Annotated in this window: 15 protein-coding genes, 1 pseudogene and 1 riboswitch; of the genes and pseudogenes, 13 read left to right on the forward strand and 3 right to left on the reverse strand. The window is 44.5% G+C overall.

Annotation, left to right across the window (positions count from 1 at the left end; translation table 11 throughout):
- Window positions 1-49 precede the first annotated feature (49 nt).
- Window positions 50-1,495 carry a DEAD/DEAH box helicase gene (locus GXP75_RS06355; protein ID WP_242556395.1) on the forward strand — a complete coding sequence of 482 codons (1,446 nt, stop codon included), beginning with the start codon at window positions 50-52 and terminating at the stop codon, window positions 1,493-1,495.
- Window positions 1,496-1,660: 165 nt separating this feature from the next.
- Here GXP75_RS06355 and GXP75_RS06360 read toward each other — a convergent pair whose 3' ends face one another.
- Window positions 1,661-2,905, reverse strand: a complete 1,245-nt coding sequence (locus GXP75_RS06360) for an MFS transporter (RefSeq protein ID WP_106044548.1) — start codon at window positions 2,903-2,905, stop codon at window positions 1,661-1,663.
- Between the two features lie 249 nt (window positions 2,906-3,154).
- On the opposite strand from GXP75_RS06360, the gene GXP75_RS06365 reads away from it, so the two are divergent.
- The 3 genes and pseudogenes from GXP75_RS06365 (at window position 3,155) to GXP75_RS06375 (ending at window position 5,727) form a co-directional block, all read left to right on the forward strand.
- A complete protein-coding gene (locus GXP75_RS06365; RefSeq protein WP_106044549.1) occupies window positions 3,155-3,838 on the forward strand; it encodes a hypothetical protein in 684 nt (227 codons plus the stop codon).
- A gap of 77 nt (window positions 3,839-3,915) precedes the next feature.
- Window positions 3,916-4,171 (forward strand): annotated as a pseudogene (locus tag GXP75_RS06370) (PRD domain-containing protein); the annotation flags it as partial.
- Window positions 4,172-4,620: 449 nt separating this feature from the next.
- Window positions 4,621-5,727, forward strand: a complete 1,107-nt coding sequence (locus GXP75_RS06375) for a hypothetical protein (protein WP_242556396.1) — start codon at window positions 4,621-4,623, stop codon at window positions 5,725-5,727.
- A 62-nt stretch (window positions 5,728-5,789) separates the two neighbouring features.
- Here GXP75_RS06375 and citH read toward each other — a convergent pair whose 3' ends face one another.
- A complete protein-coding gene (gene citH / locus GXP75_RS06380; RefSeq protein WP_061572097.1) occupies window positions 5,790-7,076 on the reverse strand; it encodes a citrate transporter CitH in 1,287 nt (428 codons plus the stop codon).
- A gap of 274 nt (window positions 7,077-7,350) precedes the next feature.
- Here citH and GXP75_RS06385 point away from each other — a divergent pair, with 274 nt between their 5' ends.
- From GXP75_RS06385 to GXP75_RS06395, 3 genes are all read left to right on the forward strand, one after another.
- Entirely contained in the window at window positions 7,351-9,420 is a 2,070-nt protein-coding gene (locus GXP75_RS06385) for a catalase (RefSeq protein WP_242556397.1), read from the forward strand.
- An 87-nt stretch (window positions 9,421-9,507) separates the two neighbouring features.
- The gene (locus GXP75_RS06390) at window positions 9,508-9,795 is read left to right on the forward strand and encodes a hypothetical protein (RefSeq protein ID WP_242556398.1); all 288 of its coding nucleotides are present in this window, start codon (window positions 9,508-9,510) and stop codon (window positions 9,793-9,795) included.
- A 150-nt stretch (window positions 9,796-9,945) separates the two neighbouring features.
- A complete protein-coding gene (locus tag GXP75_RS06395; RefSeq protein ID WP_061572099.1) occupies window positions 9,946-10,623 on the forward strand; it encodes a DUF3298 and DUF4163 domain-containing protein in 678 nt (225 codons plus the stop codon).
- A gap of 55 nt (window positions 10,624-10,678) precedes the next feature.
- Here the strand turns inward: GXP75_RS06395 and GXP75_RS06400 are convergent, their stop codons facing one another.
- A complete protein-coding gene (locus GXP75_RS06400; RefSeq protein WP_106044554.1) occupies window positions 10,679-11,872 on the reverse strand; it encodes a NupC/NupG family nucleoside CNT transporter in 1,194 nt (397 codons plus the stop codon).
- A gap of 127 nt (window positions 11,873-11,999) precedes the next feature.
- A riboswitch (purine riboswitch) is annotated at window positions 12,000-12,101 on the reverse strand.
- Window positions 12,102-12,633: 532 nt separating this feature from the next.
- Here GXP75_RS06400 and GXP75_RS06405 point away from each other — a divergent pair.
- The 6 genes from GXP75_RS06405 to GXP75_RS06430 all read left to right on the forward strand — a co-directional run bounded on the left by GXP75_RS06405 (window position 12,634) and on the right by GXP75_RS06430 (window position 18,957).
- The gene (locus tag GXP75_RS06405; RefSeq protein ID WP_396022454.1) at window positions 12,634-13,518 is read left to right on the forward strand and encodes a methyltransferase domain-containing protein; all 885 of its coding nucleotides are present in this window, start codon (window positions 12,634-12,636) and stop codon (window positions 13,516-13,518) included.
- Between the two features lie 263 nt (window positions 13,519-13,781).
- Window positions 13,782-15,227: a GntP family permease gene (locus tag GXP75_RS06410; RefSeq protein WP_242556400.1), complete on the forward strand. Its 1,446-nt coding sequence runs from the start codon at window positions 13,782-13,784 to the stop codon at window positions 15,225-15,227.
- 24 nt (window positions 15,228-15,251) lie between these two features.
- Window positions 15,252-15,953 (forward strand): CoA transferase subunit A, encoded by a 702-nt coding sequence (locus GXP75_RS06415; protein WP_242556401.1) that lies wholly within the window; start codon window positions 15,252-15,254, stop codon window positions 15,951-15,953.
- A 17-nt stretch (window positions 15,954-15,970) separates the two neighbouring features.
- The gene (locus GXP75_RS06420; protein WP_242556402.1) at window positions 15,971-16,633 is read left to right on the forward strand and encodes a 3-oxoacid CoA-transferase subunit B; all 663 of its coding nucleotides are present in this window, start codon (window positions 15,971-15,973) and stop codon (window positions 16,631-16,633) included.
- A gap of 11 nt (window positions 16,634-16,644) precedes the next feature.
- Window positions 16,645-17,430, forward strand: a complete 786-nt coding sequence (locus GXP75_RS06425; RefSeq protein WP_214915839.1) for a 3-hydroxybutyrate dehydrogenase — start codon at window positions 16,645-16,647, stop codon at window positions 17,428-17,430.
- Between the two features lie 129 nt (window positions 17,431-17,559).
- Window positions 17,560-18,957: a sigma-54 interaction domain-containing protein gene (locus tag GXP75_RS06430; protein ID WP_242556403.1), complete on the forward strand. Its 1,398-nt coding sequence runs from the start codon at window positions 17,560-17,562 to the stop codon at window positions 18,955-18,957.
- Window positions 18,958-19,011 lie beyond the last annotated feature (54 nt).

A 19,011-nucleotide genomic window follows, 5' to 3' on the forward strand; every position in this document is an offset into this window, starting at 1 on the left:
AGTATAATGAAAATATGTGTCATAGAAGCACCATAGAGGGAGTTAATCAATGAGTAAAATCAGTTTTAAAGACTATACATTAAGCGCTGAAATTATAAGGGCGTTGGAAGGCTTAGGCTACATGAGCCCGACAGAAGTACAGCAAAAGGTAATGCCTCAAGCCCTTGAAAAAAAGGATCTTGTCGTGAAATCACAGACGGGAAGCGGGAAGACGGCGGCGTTTGGCATTCCGATTTGTGAAATGGCGGATTGGGACGAGAATAAGCCGCAAGCGCTGATCTTGACGCCGACCCGTGAACTCGCGGTTCAAGTGAAGGAGGATATCACAAATATCGGCCGTTTTAAGCGAATGAAGGCGGCGGCTGTTTTTGGGAAATCCCCTTTTGACAAACAAAAAGCCGAACTGAAGCAAAAAACCCATATCGTCGTCGGGACGCCGGGACGTGTGCTGGACCATATAGAAAAAGGAACGTTTCCTTTAGAACGTCTGAAGTATCTGGTGATTGATGAAGCCGATGAAATGCTGAATATGGGATTCATTGAGCAGGTAGAGGCGATTATTAAGCATTTGCCGCGCGACCGAATGACCATGCTGTTTTCAGCCACACTTCCTGAGGACGTAGAACAGCTTTCACGCAAGTACATGAAGAACCCGGAGCACATTGAAATCAAAGCCGCCGGCCTGACCACCAAACATATTGAACATTCGGTTATTGAAGTCAGAGAAGATCATAAATTCTCCCTTCTCAAAGACGTTCTCGTGACAGAGAATCCGGACAGCTGCATCATATTCTGCCGGACAAAAGAGAATGTGGACAAGCTGTCTGAAGAATTGGATGCTTTGGACTACCCTTGCGATAAAATTCACGGCGGCATGGTGCAGGAAGACCGATTTGATGTCATGAACGAATTCAAAAGAGGCGAGTTCAGATATTTAGCGGCGACTGATGTGGCAGCAAGAGGCATTGACATTGAAAATATCACACACGTCATCAACTATGATCTGCCTCTTGAGAAAGAAAGTTATGTACACCGGACGGGAAGAACGGGACGCGCAGGCAACCAAGGAAAAGCGATCACATTTGTCACGCCGTATGAAAAGAGATTTTTAGCTGAAATTGAGGCCTATATCGGATTTGAAATTCCGCAAGCCGAGGCTCCTTCCAGAGAAGAAGTCTCCAGAAAGAAACCGGCATTTCTTGAAAAATTAAATGACCGGCCGACGGTTAAAAAGGATAAGAGTGAGCAGCTAAATAAGGATATTATGAAGCTGTATTTTAACGGCGGAAAGAAAAAGAAAATCAGAGCGGTTGATTTTGTGGGAACGATTGCCAAAATTGATGGTGTGACAGCTGATGACATCGGGATTATAACGATACAGGACAATGTCTCCTATGTTGATATCTTAAACGGCAAAGGCCCGCTTGTCTTAAAGGTCATGAAAAAAACGACTGTAAAAGGGAAATTGTTGAAAGTCAATAAAGCGAATAAATAAAAGGAAATGGCCTGGACCCAAGGGGGAACAGGCCATTTTTAAATCAATTAGTAAATTCTCCGTCGTAATCCGCCAGCTTGTCTCTGTAAGCGACACCTTCCTGGGCGATAAATTCAAACCAGACACGCGGTCCGTCAATCGACATAGGTCTGGCTTAAAGCTTCGTCACGCATTCTCAGGGACAAACGCCAGAATGATAATCCCAATCACAAACAAAACAATCAAGCTGAATACCGCGCTGGATGAGTCGCCGGTTAACTGGGCGGTAATGGCAACGAGCAGCGGACCCATAATGGAGGCAAACTTTCCGAAGATGTTATAAAAGCCGAAGAATTCGTTGGCGTGTTTTTTCGGGACGAGCTTTGCGAAATAGGAGCGGCTTAATGCTTGGATTCCACCTTGCGATGTGGCGACAAGCATGGCTAATATCCAGAAATCAAGCGTCGTTTCCAGATAATAAGCGTAAATACAGACGATCATATAGACAACAATGCCGGCATACAGCATCGTTTTACCTGTGAATATCTCTGCAAGCCTTCCATATAAAATGGCAAAAGGCGCTGCGACAACCTGAGTGACGAATAGGATGATCAGCAAGTTGGCTGAACTGATACCCAAATCTGATCCATATGAGGTGGACATGGTAATAATTGTTCCCACGCCGTCAATATAGAAAAAATAGGCGAGAAGGAATAGAAATAGCGCCCTGTATTGCTTGATATGCTTTAATGTTTTGCCGAGGCGCTTGAAGCTGTTCGCAATGAGATGAGGTTCTCTTTCTATGTAATATCGCTGGTGTACATTTTTTAGTAAAGGAATGGAAAAGAGGCCCCACCATACAGCTGTAATCAGGAAGGCAATTTGGCTAGCGGCTGAGGCGGAGAGGGGAATCATCCCTGTCTGTGCACACAAGATCACCGCAATGCTGAGAATGAACGGGATCGCGCTGCCGATATATCCTAAACCGAAGCCGCGGGCGGATACGAGATTCATCCGTTCCTCCGGCGTCACATCGACAAGAAACGCATCATAAAACACATTGGCACCGGCAAAGCCAATTGTGGAAACGGTGTAACATAATAATAAAAGCAGCCAGTGTTCACTTGGAATAAAAGCAAGGAGAGCAGTGCATGAAACACCTAACGTGAAAAAGAAAATAAAAAACTGTTTTTTACATTCTTTGTAATCAGCAATGGCTCCTAAAATGGGTCCGAGCATAGCCAAAATAAATGTTGAAATGGCGATTGTATAGCCTAAATACGCAGTAGAATGAGCGGAGCTGACTCCTGAGCCCTCGGCAGCCGCTTTATAAAATAACGGAAACACGGCAGTTGTGATAATAATAGAATAAGCAGAATTTGCCCAGTCATATAGAACCCAGCTGTTCTCTTCTTTCGTAAAACGCTTCATAAACCAGCATCCTCTCCTGATAACGATAGTCTTATTGTACGAGAAAACGAGTTTTGTATATGGGATATTCATGATGTTTTACAAAATATTTACCGTTTTCTCATCATATGCTTGTTTCAGGCTGTTTACTCCCGCAATGTTAAAGGGCCAAATGATTCTTTTTGTCATTGCTCCTATAAGATATATTTGGTACGATTTAACTATAATTTTACAAAAAATTCTTCTGGCAAGCAGAGAGGAGACACGATCATGAAGCAATTGGGCTTAATAGTGAGCCTGCTGATCGCTGTCCTTGTGATAAGCGCTAGTGAAAACCATACGCAGGAACCAAAGAAGCAGGTTCAGACAACATCAGAAAAACACCTCATAAAACCGCTGGGACATAAGAAAAAGCGGGAATTTGACGAATATGACAGCGAGATGCAGCTGGCGATCATCTTCAGCTCCATCATGCAAGTGACGGAGAAGTTTGATTACGGCATCGGCAACCCGGAGTACTTTGTCCGCCGCACCATGACAAAGGAAGAATCAAAAAGCGCCAAGAAAAGCCTTGAAACTATTAAATTAGAAAAAGACGAATTACATAAGCGAAACAAAGAGGCTGTTGCTCTCCTTGAAAAATCCCGGCTTAGTGAGAAAAGCCGCAAAGAAAATGAGCAGCTTATCCAAAAGAGAGAAGCCTTTTTCGATATCACAGACCAAATGATTGCTTTAATGAACAATGTCACGTCAAAAAACGCCCGGAAAACGAGAAAACAGCTTGATCAGCTAAAGAAACAGTACACCCAAAACAGTATCGATACGGAAAACATAATGGACAAAATTGCCGATAAACAGGGAGTCGATGATACATCGTTCCGCAAGCATCTCGATCACCTCCTTCGTACGAACGGCGGCCGGCAGACGATGACGATGTTGACTGATATCTACTAAAGTACCAGAGCTGAGGGTATCCTCAGTTTTTTTATGAAAACAGGTGCCAATATTAAGTATGTTAAATACCATTTTAATATGACGAGGAATCTTTGTATTATTATCGCTTCGTCACCCATTTGAAGTTTTTCGCGCAACGGCTGTTTAACGGAACATACATGGAAAACAGTGATGATTTCTTATCCGAAATAGTAAAGGAAAAAGTAACATCGCGCTTATACATGCACCGCGAAAATTAAGCAATATATACAAAAAGAATATGATCATGAGCTGACAAGTGAGGAATTGCTGTACCTGGCGATTCATATTGAAAGAGTCGTGAAACAAACGTAGTGAAAAAAGAGAGGAGTAATTTTATTTATAAAATGAAACCGTTGATATCAAAAGGCTTGTATGCCAGTTTTTCAATCTGAATATCTCGATGTTAGGATTGTTACTGATAAGCAGGCAAAACCTAAATGACTATTAGCGCAGGTGTTCGTTGCTGTCCTTGTAGTGGTTTAGGTTTTTTTATTTTGAGATGAATTATCATTAAACGCGCGGCCTTTCCAGATTTGGGGCGCTTCCACTCCCACTTATAAGGTCCCTGAACAAGAATCATACAGGATGCGTGAATCCAAAGAAACTCGAATTTTAGAGCAATTTAATCGATGAGCTGCCCAAATATAACATTGAACCGATCGTCACTCTATATTTTTTGGAAAATAATCCATAAAAGGTATGCAATTCTAGTTGTTAACCGATATACTTCATATAAAAGGAGAAGGAGATGGAGTATATTGGTGAAGAAGAGAAGGAATTTATGGAAGCTGGCATTGATCTGGACCCTATTATTATCAGTTTCTAGTCTTTTTATATGGACAGACGCTGCCTCTGCCAAAAGCTTGTTACATGAAAAGTCTATTTTAAAGAAACAAGAACAATTGAAAAAGGAAAATGAAACAGAAGACATCTCTTTAAATCAAACAGAAACTCTCGAACTTAACACGGGGGAAAAACCGTTAAAAGTAACTAAACCTTCTAAAGAAAAAAACTTTGCAGCCAGTTCAGTAAATAGCTCTGATGATCAAGTTTTTAATAATGAATCTTCTCTTAGTGACAGCAACCCGGATGATTTATGGCTTTTTAGCACAACATCTGATAACACGCTCCTGACTAGGGTGCTGTCAGATAATACCGATTATTATTTGCAGTTGTATGTTGTAGACTGGGATACCGGCCAAGCAACTCCATCCAACATTATAAAGTCTGCAGGAGACTTAGTCGTTTTGAAAGAGCTGCCTGCAGGTGATTATTTAATCAGAGTGGCTTCTAATGGCAACACGGGAGACAAGTATCATATTCAGCTGAATGCCAAAAATCCGGCAAATTTCACATCAGTAAAGTCAGTGACTTCGACTTTACAGCAATTTGTAGCAGGATATGAAGATGGCTCAATTTATGCGAACGGAACATATATGTATAATGAGGAAACAAAAACAGCTTCATTCAGCTGGGAAAGAGTATTCTATTTTTCTTATGGCGATGGTTATAATCAGCGCACTCACTCTATTTCCAGTGTGAAAGTTAAGAATATCTCCGCCCCCATCACCTACAGTTCAAGCTATGCGAGTTCTAGTTCAGCCATCATGGTCTATTTAGATGTAAATACATTATTTATGCACCACGTATCAGCTTATAAGACAGGCCAGGGGTATCAAGATTCGTTTTCAGATACACTTGGAAAAACAACCCCAAGGCGGCTTGACACTGATGATTTGAATAATTATGGTGATCATATTCTCATAGTAGATTTGAAAACGGGGAAAGCCATTGACTTCTTTAGTGTGTTAAATTACTACTATGCTTCAGGTGTGGAGAGGATACCGACAATTCAATACATGAACTAGGAAACTAACAATGTAAAGAGGCTGTTCAACGGATATTAATACCTGTTGAACAGCCTCTTTTTTTATAGCGAAATGATGCCAATCACCAATGCGGCAATCGTCATGACAACAGTTGTGCCGATTGCCCATTTTAAAGTGAATTTTTGATGATCGCCGAAACTCACGCCCGCCATTCCCACCAAGAGATAAGTAGATGGAACGAGCGGGCTCAGCAGGTGAACAGGCTGCCCAAGCAAGGAAGCCCTTCCGATTTCAGCGGCATCTATTCCATAAGCGGACGCCGCTTCAGCAATAATTGGGAGAACCCCAAAATAGTAAGCGTCATTAGACATGAAAAAAGTAAACGGCATACTTGTGATGGCGGTAATCAAAGGCAGGTGCGGCCCCATGGAATCCGGGATGAGTGAAACAAGAGAATGCGCCATAGCGTCTACCATTTCTGTGCCCGAAAGGATCCCGGTAAAAATCCCGGCAGCAAAAACCATGGAAACAACAGCCAAGGCATTTCCAGCGTGAGCGGCGATACGTTCCTGCTGTAATTTCAGATTTGGATAATTGATCATGAGAGCGACAGCGAATGCAGTCATAAAAAGGATGGGAAGCGGAAGCAGGTTTGTCAATAAAGCGACCATTAAACCGATCGTCAGCAAGAGATTAAACCACAATAATCCCGGCCGTTTGAATGGAGATAACTCGATGCCCGCTGCTGCGTCTGGCTGATGGTCCAGCTCAATAATACCAAGCCTGTTCCGCTCCTTTTTCCCAAGGTAATAAGCAACGGCCAAAACCCATATTAAACCGGCGATCATGGCCGGAATCAGAGGAGTGAAGACTTCTGATGTTTCCAGCTTAAGAGAGGTCAATACCCTCGCGGTCGGTCCGCCCCACGGAATAATATTCATCACGCCGGAGCCAAGCATCGCGACCCCCGCTAAAATAAGCCGATTCATGCCAAGCCGTTTATAAAGAGGAAGCATCGCGGCGATTGTGATCATATATGTCGTCGTTCCGTCGCCGTCTAACGAAATCGCCATTGTCAAAACGGCTGTGCCGACCACAATTTTTAAAGGGTCACCTTTTACAACTGTTAAGATTTTAGTAATCAGAGGGTCAAACAATCCTGAATCAATCATGATGCCAAAATATAAAATCGCAAATAATAGCATAATACCTGTCGGCGCAATGGATGTAACCCCATCCAGCATCATATCGCCAAGGTCTTTGGCAAATCCGCCGATAAGCGCAAAAACAATCGGAACCGTAATCAGAGCGATAAGAGCTGAGACCCGATTAGACATAATCAAATACATAAAGACGAAAATCATTAAAAATCCTAAAATCGCAAGCATGGACAATCCCCCCTGATCATGTTTTCCAGAAAAAGAAAGCGCTTACCATAATGTGGTCAATCAGACTTCAGGTGCTTGGTCTCTTTAACATGTCATTCAAAAACATGTTGTCCTATTTATGTATGAATCAAATGATGTATATATGCCAGTGAATCAGGATGGCTGGATATATCCCAGAAATGAGTCTGGAAGTAGTTTATATGAAGCGATGAAAGGGTAATCGTACAGTAGATATTTTTGAATATGGAATGATGAAAATCAGGGGGAACAAAACATGAGCAAAGACCACGAACGTAAGGGCGTCAATGAACATAGCAAGGACGAGCAGTTAGAGCAGTACCGAATGGATAACAGAGGGAAAAAAATGACCACAAACCAGGGGCTGCGTGTATCCGAGGATGAACATTCCTTAAAAGCGGGTGTCCGCGGTCCTACTCTGATGGAGGATTTTCATTTTCGGGAAAAGATGACCCACTTTGACCATGAACGGATTCCTGAGCGTATTGTGCACGCGCGCGGGTATGGCGTACATGGTTATTTTCAGGTATACGAGCCGATGACAGAATTCACACGGGCAAAATTTCTTCAGGACCCTTCGGTGAAAACGCCAGTATTTGTCCGGTTTTCTACGGTTGCGGGCTCAAAGGGTTCAGGCGACACAGTTCGTGACGCCAGAGGCTTTGCGACGAAATTTTATACAGAGGAAGGCAACTACGACCTGGTAGGAAACAACATTCCGGTTTTCTTCATTCAGGATGCCATTAAGTTTCCGGATTTGGTGCACGCATTTAAGCCTGAACCTCACAATGAGATGCCGCAGGCCGCGACAGCCCATGATACGTTTTGGGATTTTGTCGCCAATAACCCGGAATCCGCCCACATGGTAATGTGGACGATGTCAGACAGAGGAATTCCCCGCAGCTACCGAATGATGGAGGGCTTCGGCGTTCACACATTCCGTTTTGTAAATGAGCAAGGGAAAGCGCGTTTTGTGAAATTCCATTGGAAGCCTGTGCTCGGTGTCCACTCTCTCGTTTGGGATGAGGCACAGAAAATTGCCGGAAAAGACACGGATTTCCATCGCCGTGATCTTTGGGAAACAATTGAAAACGGAGGCATTGTTGAATACGAGCTTGGCGTGCAAATGATCGACGAAGAGGATGAATTTAAGTTTGACTTTGATATTCTCGATCCGACTAAGCTCTGGCCTGAAGAAATTGTGCCGGTGAAGCTCATTGGTAAAATGACGCTGAACCGCAACCAAGACAATGTGTTTGCAGAAACAGAGCAGGTAGCGTTCCATCCGGGCAATGTCGTGCCGGGCATCGACTTTTCGAACGATCCGCTCCTGCAGGGACGACTTTTCTCATATACGGATACACAGCTGATCCGTCTTGGCGGGCCGAACTTCCATGAGATTCCGATCAATCGCCCTGTATGTCCGTTCCATAACAATCAGTATGACGGCTATCACCGAATGACGATTAACAAAGGGCCAGTCGCTTACCATAAAAACTCTCTTCAAAACAATGATCCGTCGCCGGCGACAGAGGAAGAAGGCGGATACGTCCATTATCAAGAGAAAGTGGAAGGCAGAAAAGTCCGCCAGCGCAGTGAGAGTTTCGAAGATTATTTCTCACAGGCGAAGCTGTTCTGGAACAGCATGTCCCCGGTTGAGAAGCAGCATATCGTTTCTGCATTTCGTTTTGAAGTCGGAAAGGTGAAGAGCAAGGATGTGCAGCAGCAGGTTGTAGACTTGTTCGCCAATGTCGACGCCGCGCTTGCAGAACAAATCGCGGAAGGCCTTGGTGCAACGATGCCAGATAAAAACAAGGAATCAAACGAATCGTTCAACTCTCCCGCTTTAAGTCAGGCCAATACAGTGAAAACGCCGGTATCCAGACAGGTTGCCGTTCTCGTGGAAAATGGCTTCCGTGGCGATGAAGTGCAGCAAGTATTGGATGGGCTGAAACAGGCGGGTATCCGAACGGATATCATCAGCCAAACCTTAGGATCAGTCACAAGCGAAGACGGCCGGGAACTCGAAGTCACCGCGACCTTCCTGACAACTGATTCGGTCTTGTATGACGCGGTCTATGTCGCAGGCGGCAAGCAAAGCACCGCCCAAACACAAAAAGCGGCAAAAGGTTTCATTAATGAAGCCTACAGCCACTACAAAGCAATCGGAGCGGCGAACGAGGGAGTGAACCTGCTTGCCCTTGCGGCTGGTTCAACGGAAGAACCGGGTCTCGTAACAGCCAAAGACGAAAAAGATCTGACACGCTTCAATCAGGCGTTTATTGAGGCGATTGCTGAGCATCGTCATTGGAATAGACAGGTATAATCCCAATCTCGGATGCATTCATATTTACACTGCACTCAGGCTAAGGTATCTTTAGAACAAGATACTTTTGTGTAAGGAGCAGAGAAAATGAACGAAAAACAGCTCGCCGAGTATTACGAACGCGATGAAAATATGATGATTTTAGTATTTGCCCAATGGTGTGTAAATAACGACCTTGATCCCTTGGAGCTATACCGAAAAGCGTATCCGCAGCAAAAATTGAATGAAAGCCTGAAAAAAACCGTTGATGAACTGGTCGTGCCGAAAGCTGAATCAGAACGCATTCCGGATCAGTCCGTCCTCGCCGTTCTTGAAATGTTCGGCAACTCTGATTTGGCTGAGGCTGTTCAAGAAGCGATTGCCGCAAGACCATAAAGAGACACGGAGTCATCTGTGTCTCTTTTTTGTGCGAAAAATTACGCATTTAGACCTAGAAACTTCTTTTCAGCTTCGCGGGTCTATAAAGTGTACCTTTTCTAAAAAAGGGAAACATAAAAAGGAAAAAAATAAAGGAGGCAAAAGAAAATGAACAAATGTTTGAAAGCATCCGCCGCAGTGATTACGGTTATGCTGTTCATGGCGATGTTCGCAGGCGGGGCAGCCCCTTCGGCACAAGCGGCGCAAGCGAAAAAACCGTCCGTCACCAGCCATACGTACAAAAACATCAAGGAATTAACGTATCCCCAGGTGAAAAACACAGGCAATGCGTCTTTCGAAAAGAAAATCAATCAAGAGTTTAAAAACTATATCCAAGCCTCACATCAAGAATATGTAAAAAATAAAAAAGACGGGGAAAAACAAGGCTACAAAACCGAATACCAAACTGCTTTTGAAGTGAAATATAACAATGCCGGCAAGCTGAGCATCCAGACGGAAAATTATATTTATTCAGGAGGCGCCCACGGTTTAACCGCGGTTCAATCTTTCAACTATGACCTTCAAGCCGGTAAACGAGTAACACTGAACGGTGTGCTGAATTCAAAAGCCAAAATGGATAAAACGAAAGAGTATCTGTATCACTATATCAAAAACCATGATACCCTTTTTGATCCGAACGTGAAGAAGAAGGATATCGTTCTTACGAAAGATACTCCGTTTTACTTCACAACAGAGGGAATCGCCATTGTATTCCAACAGTATGAATTAGGGCCATACGCGGCCGGAATCCGGGACGTGCGAGTGCCTTACTCTGTTTTTCAATAAAGCATTCATATAAAAAAAGCCATATCCCCGTATAGGTGATATGGCTTTTCATCATTTACCACACAAACAATCCGACAATCGCAGCGCTTAATAAGGATACCGCGATTCCGCTGACGAGCAGCTTCCATACGTTTTTTCCGATAACGGTGGATTTTTCACCGTCAAGGATAGAGTTGTATGTTCCGTAAATCATACCGACAGTGCTGAAGTTGGCAAATGACGTCAGGAATGTCGTCGCTACCGCAATGGTATGAGGCGGAAGCGTATCGAGATTCTGTTTCAGGTCAATCATCGCGACAAACTCATTCGTTGCCAATTTCATCCCCATCAGCTGGGCGACATACATCGCGTCGTGTACTGGCAATCCAAATAGAAACGCGAAAGGACTGAAGAGATAAGCAAAAATCGTCTGGATCGTCAGGCCGTGAACAAAAACGCCGAGAATTCCATTTACCGCCGAAGTTAAGGCCACATACCCGATGACCATTGCCAAGATCACGATGACCATGTTCATTCCGACTAGCATGCTGTTAGAAATCGTAGAGAAAAAGTCTTTCTTCTCTTCTTTTGGCGGCGTATAGATGATGTCCTCATCTTCAGGAACATGCACAGGATTCAGCAGGTTTGCGATAACCAATGCGTTTAAGCAGTTCAAAGGAATCGCTGTAAACACATATGTCGCGGGCACCATGGAAAGGTAAGATCCAATAATGGAGCCGCTGATGCTGCTCATGCTCATTAATCCGAATGTGAGCAGGCGGTTGCCGTTTAAGACGGCGAGCTGCTGGCGAATAACCGCCAGTGCTTCTGTATTTCCTAAAAACATCATTTGAATGGAGAAAAAGCTTTCTAATTTCGGCAAGCGAGAAGCTTTGGATATCACCCAGCCAATTTTATCAATCAGCCAAGGCAAAATGCCGAAGTATGTTAAAATATCAAAAAATGTCACAATGAAAATAATTGGAAGAAGTGCGCTGAAGAAAAAGTCTACCGTTTCATTTGCCATCACAGAAGGGAAGGCAAATGCGATCCCGTCACTGGCGCAGGAGATCAGCCACGTGAAGAAATTTCCAATTTGTCCGATGGCCCAGCTGCCGATTTTTGTTCCTAGCATAAACCAAGTAATGAGAAATTCCAGAACAATCAGTGTAATGATCGGACGCCACTTGATTTTCTTTTTCTGCGGGGAACATAGGAAAACGACTGCCATAATCACAATAAGACCGACAAGATTTAATAAAAAGTACATGATAGCAACTCCTATGAAGTTTATTATGGAAACAAAAAAAGCTCTTATTCATCACAAATTCTGGAAATGCAGAAAGTGTGAAAAATAAGAGCAAACAGAAAAGAACTTGTCCTTTTCAACTCGTTCGAATTTATTCAAACTCCCTTGTAGTCTAGTTTTTTACGGTTACTAGGTAGAAACAATCAGACCTTATTACTGATTATATACAAGAATGTCTTTTTTCTAAGATGATAGCAGTATTTTATCCTTTCAATTTTTGAAAATCAACCTTTTTAGGTATTTTCAAAATAATAAATTATTAATCCGTATCCGGAGAAAATAAAGGGAAAACGTTTGAGATTGTTATGCTGAAATGACTTTGTGATCAAGTGAAAATCTGTTCAGTCAAAAAAGAAAACTTTCCGTATGTTTACCAATTCATTCAATTGGCGGAAGACGGCAGATTGCAAACACCTGATGGCACGGCCGAGTGATTAATCGACCTGCTTCTCAGTGAAGAGTTTAGAAGGATCTTGTTCCTGTTCCTTGATCAATTGCGTTCAATTCAAGGGCTTGCTATGATAAAACGGGGCTTAGCGCCTAACTTTAAAATGCAAAGGAGCACCTCTCTATGATTATCCAATTCATTCGTTACAGATAGTAAGAGGTATAGATGATTTTCATCCGAGTCATATTTTTTTTCACGATATGGCGCGGGTTTATTTGTCTATGCCTTTTTCATTTATCTAAAAACGAATGAATGAGGTGTTTTTTTGTCTCCAATCAGTAAAAAATTAAAACGAGCGGCATATATAAGTAAATGTGAATCTATATTTAAATGTCCAATATGCAGTTCTCCAATGAAGCTATGGGAATGTAAGAGTTTAGTATGTACCCATCACAGCCATACGTTTGATTTGACGAAGCAAGGGTATGTCAATTTCCTGAAGAAACCGGTAAAAAGCCGTTATGGAACGGAACTTTTCGAAGCGAGAAGGAAGCTGATGTCAGAAAGCGATTTTTTTGCTCCTCTTCTTCAGGCGATAGCCAATATCATCATCAGCCGGCAAGCCCGTAAAGAGTCATTAACGATCTTGGATATGGGATGCGGAGAAGGCTCGCATTTATCTGCGCTGTCCGACCGCATAAGTTTTGAACTCGGGAAATCCGTGACAGCAGCCGGTATTGATATCTCGAAGGAAGGGATCCTGACGGCCTCCAAGAATTTAGATGATAAGATTTGGGCGGTAGCTGATTTGGCTGATACGCCGTTTCAAGACAGGCAATTTGATGTGATCCTTTCCATTTTTTCGCCCTCCAATTATGCGGAATGCAGCAGGCTCCTGAATGAAGGCGGACTCATGATAAAGGTTTTGCCTCAACGTGATTATTTAAAAGAGCTCAGGCAATATTTCTTTGCGGATACAGAGAAGCATACGTACTCGAATACAGGAATGATTGACCGTTTCATTCAGAATCATCATGTTGTGAATCGAGAGAGGCTGCGTTTTACAAAGAACCTCAGCCAACCAGCCATTGAATCACTCGTTCAAATGACTCCTTTAACATGGTCAAGTTCTAAGGAGAAAATCAATCAGTTCCTGCAAAAAGAATCAGCCGATATAACGGTTGATGCAGATATCCTAGTCGGAAGCAAACAGGTGTAGGTGAAAAAGAGGCAGTCCATAGAACGGGGCTGCCTTTTCTTTCCGTAAATACGGAAAATTCCGGTATTCCGGAATGGTTTTCGCCCATTTTCCGAAAAGGCGGAATAAACAGCGGAATAAAGATCGCATCACAACCCGATAAAGCTGTGAAAATAGTAAACGTTTGGCCATTGACGTAAAACTGGCACAGTTTTTGCTTTAATATTAGGCGAAAAAAGTTATTGTAAGCGCTTACTATCCATATACAGAAAAGAGGGGTGTCTGTGGACATTATTATTATTCTTTTGGCATTAGGCTTGCTGATGTTTGTGGCTTATCGGGGTTTTTCCGTGATTTTGTTTGCTCCGATTTGTGCGCTGTTTGCTGTGCTGCTGACAGATCCAAGCTTCGTACTTCCTTTCTTCTCGAATATATTTATGGAGAAAATGGTAGGATTCATTAAGCTGTATTTTCCAGTCTTTCTGCTTGGGGCCATTTTTGGAAAGGTTGTTGAAATGTCCGGGCTGGCTGAGTCGATTGCAAAAACGATCGTCAGACTTGTAGGGGCGAAAAGGGCCATTCTTGCCATCGTCTTAATGGGTGCGATTTTAACGTACAGCGGTGTCAGCCTCTTCGTAGTGGTTTTTGCCGTCTATCCATTCGCCAAGAACTTATTTAAGGAGGCTGATATCCCGAAGCGCCTAATACCGGGAACGATTGCTCTGGGCGCATTCACCTTTACGATGGATGCGCTGCCGGGTACGCCGCAGATTCAGAATGTCATCCCGACGACGTTTTTTAAAATAGATATTTATGCGGCTCCCTGGCTCGGACTGATTGGCGCTGCATTTGTGTTGGCTGCTGGGATGCTTTATTTAGAATCCCGGCGCAAAAAAGCTGAAAAAACAGGGGAGGGCTATGCAGGATTCCAATCGGAAATCTCTGCTGCAAAGGAATCCTCAGATCTGGCTGCTGAGAAAAACACGCCAGCTTTGTCGCCAAAGACAGAAACCTGTATCACGAGACAAGTTCTCGCCTTTGTTCCGCTTATCCTTGTCGGGGTAATGAACAAATGCTTCACCATGTGGTTTCCTCAATGGTATCCCAATGGATTTGATTTTGCTTCCATCGGATTGGAGGCGTTCGGGAAAATTGAGCTTTTCTCCGTGGTTGCCATCTGGTCAGTGGAACTGGCGCTGCTGATCGGCATTATCACAACGATTTTGTTCGATTGGAAAAAAGTGCTCGCCAATTTGAAGGAAGGGCTGAATGAGGGGATCGGGGGCGCCTTGCTGGCTTCGATGAATACAGGAGCTGAGTACGGATTTGGCGGCATCATTGCGGCGCTGCCGGGTTTCAAAATGGTCAGCAATGGAATATCGCAGACGTTTACTGATCCGCTTGTCAATGGAGCGGTGACGACCACAACGCTGGCTGGGATTACAGGATCGGCATCAGGCGGAATGGGCATTGCTTTAAGCGCGATGTCGGAAAAATATGTGGAAGCGATCAATACATTTCACATTCCGCCGGAGGTCATGCACAGGGTGATCTCAATGGCGTCCGGCGGGATGGACACTCTTCCGCATAATGGCGCTGTCATTACGCTGCTGGCGGTTACCGGATTAACCCACCGCCAATCATACAAGGATATCTTTGCGATCACCATCATCAAAACAATCGCAGTGTTTGTGATCATCGCCATTTACAGTCTGACGGGCCTTGTGTAAACAAAATAGAAAGGGGAAGTGAGTATGGGGAAGGGAAAAGTAATGGAGTCGTATAAGGAAGCTGCCGAATTGATCAAGGATGGAGACACTCTCATCGCAGGAGGCTTCGGCCTGTGCGGAATCCCAGAGCAATTAATTCTTGCGATCAGGGACAGCGGGGTAAAAGACTTAACCGTTGTCAGCAATAACTGCGGCGTCGATGACTGGGGATTAGGCCTTCTGCTGGCGAATCAGCAGATCAAAAAAATGGTCGCATCCTATGTGGGAGAAAACAAAATCTTTGAACGGCAATTTTTAAGCGGAGAGCTGGAAGTCGAATTGGTTCCCCAAGGAACGCTGGCCGAAAGAATTCGGGCGGGCGGTGCGGGCATCCCGGGATTTTATACTGCTGCGGGAGTCGGAACAACGGTCGCCGAGGGAAAGGAACATAAAACATTTGACGGACGAACCTATCTATTGGAGAAAGGGATCACAGGGGAGGCCGCCATTGTAAAAGCGTGGAAAGCCGATCCGCTGGGCAACCTTGTGTTCAGGAAGACGGCGAGAAACTTCAATCCGCTCGCTGCAATGGCAGGAAAGATAACGATTGCAGAAGCAGAAGAAATCGTTGATGTCGGAGAGCTTGATCCGGATCATATTCATACGCCAGGTATCTTTGTGCAGCACGTGCTGCTCGGCACGACTGATGAAAAGCGGATTGAGCGCCGCACCGTTCAACAAGCATGATAAAGGAGGCTGATAAAATGAGAGATGCCAGAAAACGAATGATAAAACGGGCTGTAATGGAGATTAAGGACGGAATGAATGTGAACCTGGGGATCGGGATGCCGACGCTTGTGGCCAATGAGATACCGAGTGATTATAACGTTTTGCTTCAGTCAGAAAATGGTTTGCTTGGGATCGGGCCTTACCCGTTGGAAGGAACGGAGGACCCGGATCTGATCAATGCGGGGAAAGAAACCATTACTGAGGTGAAGGGGGCATCGTATTTTGACAGCGCCGAATCCTTTGCCATGATTCGAGGCGGTCATATTGATTTAGCGATCCTCGGCGGGATGGAGGTATCCGAACAAGGGGATTTGGCGAACTGGATGATTCCTGGGAAAATGATCAAAGGAATGGGCGGCGCCATGGATTTGGTCAACGGAGCAAAACGGATTGTTGTCATCATGGAGCACGTCAATAAATATGGAGAATCCAAAGTCAAAAAGGAATGTACACTGCCGCTGACAGGCAAACAAGTTGTCCATCGGCTGATCACAGATTTGGCTGTATTCGATTTTCACGATGGACGAATGACACTGGCCGAACTGCAGGACGGCGTGTCTATGGAGGAGGTTTATGAAAAAACGGGAGCTGAATTTACCGTCAGCCAGTCGTTCAAGAATGGTGTCCGACAAGAATAAGGAGGCGCGTGATGAAGTCATTACTTACTGAAAAAGTGGCTCTTGTGACAGGAGCCGCCGGAGGAATTGGATTTGAAATAGCGAAGGAATTTGCCCGCGAAGGAGCCGCCGTCATCATATCTGATGTAAATGAACAGGCTGGAGAAGAGGCGGCTGCGAAGCTGAAAGAGGAAGGCTTTGAAGCGGTAAGCAAGCCATGCGATGTGACAAATGAAGAGCAAATAGCCGATACACTGCAAACGATTGAGAAACAATTCGGGCGTCTGGATATTCTGGTTAATAATGCGGGCATTCAGCACGTCGCCCCCATTGAGGAATTTCCCACAGACCGTTTTGAAGGGCTCATTCGTGTCATGTTGACCGCGCCTTTTATCGCAATGAAGCATGCTTTTCCCATTATGAAGAAACAGCAATTCGGAAGAATCCTTAATATGGCATCCGTTAACGGATTGATCGGTTTTTCCGGCAAAGCAGCCTACAACAGCGCGAAGCATGGCGTAATCGGCTTAACGAAGGTGGGGGCCCTTGAAGGTGCGTCTGACGGAATCACGGTCAATGCGCTTTGTCCGGGATATGTGGACACCCAGCTTGTCCGCAGCCAACTGAAGGACCTTTCAGAAACAAGGAATGTTCCGTATGAACGCGTACTGGAGGATGTCATTTTCCCGCTAGTGCCGCAAAAACGTCTTCTTTCAGTTAAGGAAATTGCTGATTATGCGGTATTTTTGGCCAGCGACAAAGCGAAAGGAGTAACCGGCCAGGCCGTTGTGCTTGATGGCGGTTATACCGCTCAATAAACATAAGCTTCTCTTGATTTCATGGAAAGACCTCGTTTATGATAACAATATATGAAAGTGCTTACATTTTCTTCTTCCGGCAGACGGCGGAAAAAATACAGTTCTCTGATGTAAAAGGGACGGGGTGCGATGAAACATACTATTAAAACATTGCCTTATGAATGGCTCGATGAAATCATCAATCTTGCAGCGGAATGCATCGTTGTGGTGGATCATGAGGGGAAAATCCTCTACATCAATGCGGCGTACTGCGAATTTCTCAAAACAAGAGAGCAAGAAGCACTCGGAAAACCTGTTCAGGATATCATTGAAAATTCAAGAATGCACATTGTGGCGAAAACGGGGCAGACAGAGGTAGCGGCCATTCATCCGATTAACGGAAGCGAAATGATTGCGAACAGATACCCGCTGTATGTGAATCAGCAGCTTGTTGGAGCGGTTGGTACAGTCATGTTCCGCAATCCTCAAGAATGGATGGACTACTCCAAGAAAATCAAGCCTCTTTTGGAGGAGCTCAAATATTATAAAAACAAATATGAAAAAGAGCTGTACAGCAAATATCATTTTGGTGATTTAATCGGGAACAGCCGTCCATTTATGGAAGCAAAAACGCTTGCGGAGCGGGTTTCTGACAGCCAGTCAGCCGTCTTGCTTTTGGGAGAATCCGGGACCGGGAAAGAGCTTTTTGCCCACGCCATTCACCAAAACAGCCGTCGCCGGTACGCTCCCTTCCTGCGAGTAAACTGTGCTTCTATCCCTGAACACTTATTTGAATCGGAAATTTTCGGCTATGAAGAAGGCTCATTTACGGGAGCGAAAAAAGGCGGGAAAAAAGGAAAGTTTGAACTGGCTCATCAAGGGAGCATTTTTCTCGATGAAATCGGGGATCTGCCGTTACAAATGCAAAGCAAGCTGCTGCGTGTCTTGCAAGAGAAGGAAATTGAACGAATCGGCGGCAGAAGTCCGATACCGATCGATGTGCGCGTAATTGCGGCGACACATCGCGATCTTGAGCAAATGGTGCAAGAAGGGAAGTTTCGTCAGGATCTATATTACCGGCTGAATGTGATTAACATCCAGATTCCCTCTTTAAGAGAACGGTTAGAGGATATCGTTCCGATCGCCAGACTGTTAGTCAAGAAACTGGAGCGGAAGTTTGACCGTTATGGACTAGAGCTTTCCGACGGAGCTATAGAAGAATTGCAGTGCTATTCCTGGCCGGGGAATATAAGGGAATTAGAAAATGTGCTGGAACGGGCGGTCAACGTACTGGATGGGAGGCTGATTGGTCCGGAACACCTGAATCTGCCACGCAAACCGGACGGAGAAGAAAGGCAGCGCCGTCCATTGAAAACAGGCAAAAATCAAGCGGTCAAACCTTTAAAGGAGGCAATCGCAGAGGCGGAAAAGAAGGCGATAACAGAAGCGCTTGTGATAAGCTGCGGAAATAAAGCGGAGGCTGCAAAGCTGTTGCGGATTGGGAAAACAGGTCTGTACGAGAAATGCAAAGCATATCAGATTGATTAGTTTGATACCCTCAAAAAAAGACACACAATTGATGTGTGTCTTTTTCACTTGATA

Origin of the sequence: Bacillus sp. HU-1818, from assembly GCF_022695965.1 — a bacterium.
In the GTDB taxonomy this organism is placed as follows: domain Bacteria; phylum Bacillota; class Bacilli; order Bacillales; family Bacillaceae; genus Bacillus; species Bacillus atrophaeus.

Excerpts from the sequence above, each read along its gene's own strand:
- GXP75_RS06355 (WP_242556395.1), top strand. The coding sequence starts at position 50 with ATGAGTAAAATCAGTTTTAAAGACTATACATTAAGCGCTGAAATTATA.
- GXP75_RS06360 (WP_106044548.1), bottom strand. The coding sequence starts at position 2,905 with ATGAAGCGTTTTACGAAAGAAGAGAACAGCTGGGTTCTATATGACTGG.
- GXP75_RS06365 (WP_106044549.1), top strand. The coding sequence starts at position 3,155 with ATGAAGCAATTGGGCTTAATAGTGAGCCTGCTGATCGCTGTCCTTGTG.
- citH (WP_061572097.1), bottom strand. The coding sequence starts at position 7,076 with ATGCTTGCGATTTTAGGATTTTTAATGATTTTCGTCTTTATGTATTTG.
- GXP75_RS06385 (WP_242556397.1), top strand. The coding sequence starts at position 7,351 with ATGAGCAAAGACCACGAACGTAAGGGCGTCAATGAACATAGCAAGGAC.
- GXP75_RS06390 (WP_242556398.1), top strand. The coding sequence starts at position 9,508 with ATGAACGAAAAACAGCTCGCCGAGTATTACGAACGCGATGAAAATATG.
- GXP75_RS06395 (WP_061572099.1), top strand. The coding sequence starts at position 9,946 with ATGAACAAATGTTTGAAAGCATCCGCCGCAGTGATTACGGTTATGCTG.
- GXP75_RS06400 (WP_106044554.1), bottom strand. The coding sequence starts at position 11,872 with ATGTACTTTTTATTAAATCTTGTCGGTCTTATTGTGATTATGGCAGTC.
- GXP75_RS06415 (WP_242556401.1), top strand. The coding sequence starts at position 15,252 with ATGGGGAAGGGAAAAGTAATGGAGTCGTATAAGGAAGCTGCCGAATTG.
- GXP75_RS06420 (WP_242556402.1), top strand. The coding sequence starts at position 15,971 with ATGAGAGATGCCAGAAAACGAATGATAAAACGGGCTGTAATGGAGATT.
- GXP75_RS06425 (WP_214915839.1), top strand. The coding sequence starts at position 16,645 with ATGAAGTCATTACTTACTGAAAAAGTGGCTCTTGTGACAGGAGCCGCC.
- GXP75_RS06430 (WP_242556403.1), top strand. The coding sequence starts at position 17,560 with ATGAAACATACTATTAAAACATTGCCTTATGAATGGCTCGATGAAATC.